This window comes from Streptomyces sp. BE303 (assembly GCF_036290945.1).
GTDB lineage: Bacteria > Actinomycetota > Actinomycetes > Streptomycetales > Streptomycetaceae > Kitasatospora.
This window is the reverse complement of record NZ_JAQYWZ010000148.1, coordinates 1-3,388: the sequence shown is the minus strand read 5'-3', so window position 1 is coordinate 3,388 and position 3,388 is coordinate 1. Positions and strand designations below refer to the sequence as shown.

At 75.2% G+C, this 3,388-nt stretch carries 1 protein-coding gene; it reads right to left on the bottom strand.

Features of this window, described 5'->3' with window-relative positions; translation table 11 throughout:
• Positions 1–3,388, bottom strand: a 3,388-nt coding sequence (locus PUR56_RS00660; RefSeq protein ID WP_329947400.1) for a type I polyketide synthase, incomplete at both ends; no start/stop codon positions are given.

Sequence of the window (3,388 nt, the reverse complement as noted above, 5' to 3'; positions counted from 1 at the left end):
CGCGTCCAGGAACGTGTTCGCGGCAGCGTAGTTGGCCTGACCCGCGTTGCCGAACAGACCCGCCACCGAGGAGTACAGGACGAAGGCACTCAGCGCCCGGCCCTCCGTCGCGGCGGCAAGGTTGCGCGCCGCGTCGACCTTGACCCGGAACACCGTGCCGAGTCGCTCGGGCGTCAGATCGGTCAGCAGTGCGTCGTCCAGCACACCGGCGGCGTGGATCACCGCCGACACCGGCTCGTCCCGCAACGCCTCGGCCACGGCCTCCGCGTCCGCCACGTCGCAGGCCACCGCCCGCACCTGCGCCCCGTCGACCTCCACGCCCGCACCCGACCGGGACAGCAGCACCAGGCGCCGCACACCGTGGGCCTCGACCAGGTGCCGGACGACCAGCCGTCCCAGCGTGCCGGTCGCACCCGTCACCACCACGACGCCGTCACCGAACTCCACGGGCCCGGCGGCGGAATCCGCCGCCCGCGCCCCGTCGAGCCTCACGAGCTGCGGAACCCGCACCACGCCGTCCCGCACCACTGCCTGAGGCACCGGGTACAGCGCGTTCGCGTCCGCGTCCAGCAGATGGATCCGGTCCGGGTGCTCCGACTGCGCCGACCGTACGAGGCCCCAGAGCGCGGCACCGTCCGCATCGGTGACGGTGTCCCCGGCCGCGCCGAACGTCCGCACCACCAGGCGGGACTCGGCCCACGCGGGATCGGCCAGCCACTCCTGGAGCAGGGAGAGCAGCGCACCGGCCCGGTCGAGTGCGGCGCCCGGTGCCGTCGCGTCCACGACCAGCACGGGGGCGGCCGGGACGGGCAGCGGATCGCCCAGGTCCACGACCACCGGGGCGTCCGCCGAGGCGGACACCTCCTGCACCACCCAACCCGGGCCGAACAGGAACCGGTTCGCGGAACTCGTCGGCCGGCCGGCCGCCACGGGACGCAGGACCAGGCCGTCGACCACGGCCACCGGGAGTCCGGAGGCGTCGGCCAGGGCGATCCGCACCGCACCCGCGGTCGCACCGGCCTCCAGCCGCACCCGCAGCGCGGCGCCCGCGGGCCGCTCCCACCGGACACCGGAGAAGGTGAAGGGCAGGTGGGCCCCGTCGGCGGTGATCAGCCCGCCGACACCGATCGCGTGCAACGCCGCGTCGAACAGCGCCGGGTGCACGCCGAACCCGTCGACCGACTCGCCGGTCGTGACCTCGGCGAACACCGTCCCGCCGCGACGCCAGGCCCGCCGCAGGCCCCGGAACGAAGGACCGTAGCCCAGGCCCGCGTCCGCGAACGCCTCGTAGAGGCCGTCCAGTTCGACCTCCTCCGCACCCGCCGGCGGCCACACGACCAGATCCGCGCCGTCGTCGACGGACCCTGACCCGGCCTCGGCCTCGGCGGTGAGCAACCCGGTGGCGTGCACGGTCCAGGCCGTGGACTCGTCGTCGGGGCGGGAGTAGACGCTCAACGCGCGCCGTCCGGCGTCGTCGGGCGCGGCGACCAGGACGCGCAGCCGGACGGTCACCCCGTCGGGCAGCGTCAGCGGATCCCGCAGGACCAACTCGTCCACCACCGGGGTTCCGGCCCGGACGCCCGCGGCCAGAGCCAGTTCGACCAGTGCGGTGCCCGGCAGCACGGACGTGCCGTGCACCCGGTGGTCGGCGAGCCAGGGCCGGGTTCCGGAGGCAAGGGTGCCGGTGAACAACAGCGCTCCGGAGTCCGGGAGTTCGACCGAGGCCGCGAGCAGCGGGTGGTCCGGGGCGTCAAGACCGGCCGCGGTCACGTCGCCGGTCGGCGGTGTCGGATCCAGCCAGAACCTCTGGTGCCGGAACGGGTAGGTGGGCAGGTCGGCCCGGGCGCCGTCGCCGAGCAGCGCCCGCCACTCGACGCGCTGCCCATGGACGAACAGCTCGGCCACGGCGGTGAGCAGCGCCATGACCTCGTCCCGGTCGCGGCGCAGCGCGGCGACGGCGACCGTGTCCGGGCCGCCCGCCTCGCCGATCAGCGCGGTGAGGACGCCGTCCGGACCCAGTTCGAGCACACGGCCGGCGTCGAGGGCGGTGACGGCGTCGGCGAACCGGACCGGCTCGCGGACCTGCCGCACCCAGTACTCCGGGTCGGTCCACTCCCCCGGCGTCACGGCGGCGCCGGTCACCGTCGACACGGCGGCGAGGGTCGGCTCGGCGAACGTCAGGGCCCCCACGACCGCGCGGAACTCGTCGAGCATCGGCTCCATCAGGCGGGAGTGGAACGCGTGGCTGGTCCGCAGCCGGGACGTCTTCCAGCCGCGGTCCGAAGCCAGTTCGGCGATCCGCGCGATGTCGCCCTCCGCACCGGACACGACCACGGCATCCGGTCCGTTCACCACGGCGACGTCGATGTCGGGGAACGCCTCGCGCACCTCGGCCTCCGAGGCCCCGACAGCCAGCATCGCGCCGCCGGCCGGCAGCGCCTGCATCAGCCGGCCCCGGGCGGCGACGAGCTTCGCCGCGTCGGCCAGGGTCAGGACCCCGGCGGCGTGGGCGGCGGCGATCTCACCGACCGAGTGACCGGCGACCACGTCCGGGGTCACGCCCCACGAGCGGACGAGGGCGAGCAGCGCCACCTCGACCGCGAAGATCGCCGGCTGCGCCCAGCCGGTCAGGTCCAGCCGCTCCCGGTCGTCCAGGACCTCGTGCAGCGGGAGATCCAGTGCCTCACACGCCTCGTCGAAGGACGCGGCGAACACCGGGAACGCCTCGTACAACTCCCGGCCCATACCGACCCGCTGAGACCCCTGACCGGTGAACACCACCGCCAGCCGGTCCGGCCCGGCGACCCCCGTGAGCGGGTGGGTCCCGGCGGCCACCGCCGCCAGGCCCGCGTCCAGTACGGTGCGGTCGCTCGCGAGGAGCACCGCCCGGTGGCGCAACCGCGCGCGGGTCGCCAGCGCCCGTCCGACCCGGCCCGGGGACGTGTCGGCGGCGAGGCCCTGCCGGATCCGCTCGGCAGCCTCCCGCAGCGCCTCCGGCTCGGCGGCGCTGAGCACGATCGGAACGACGGCCGGCGACTCGGCGCCGGTCGCGGGAACCGGTGCGCCCGACGGGGCTTCGAGGATGACGTGGGCGTTGGTTCCGCTGATGCCGAACGAGGACACCCCGGCCCGGCGCGGCCGGTCGGTCGCGGGCCAGTCGCGGGCCTCGGTCAGCAGCTCGACCGCACCGGCGGACCAGTCCACCTGCGAGGACGGCGCGTCCACGTGCAGGGTGCCCGGGAGGATCCCGTGGCGCATCGACTGCACCATCTTGATGATGCCCGCGACACCGGCCGCCGCCTGCGTGTGACCGAGGTTCGACTTCACCGACCCCAGCCACAGCGGAACGCCGTGACGACCCTGACCGTAGGTGGCGAGGAGCGCCTGG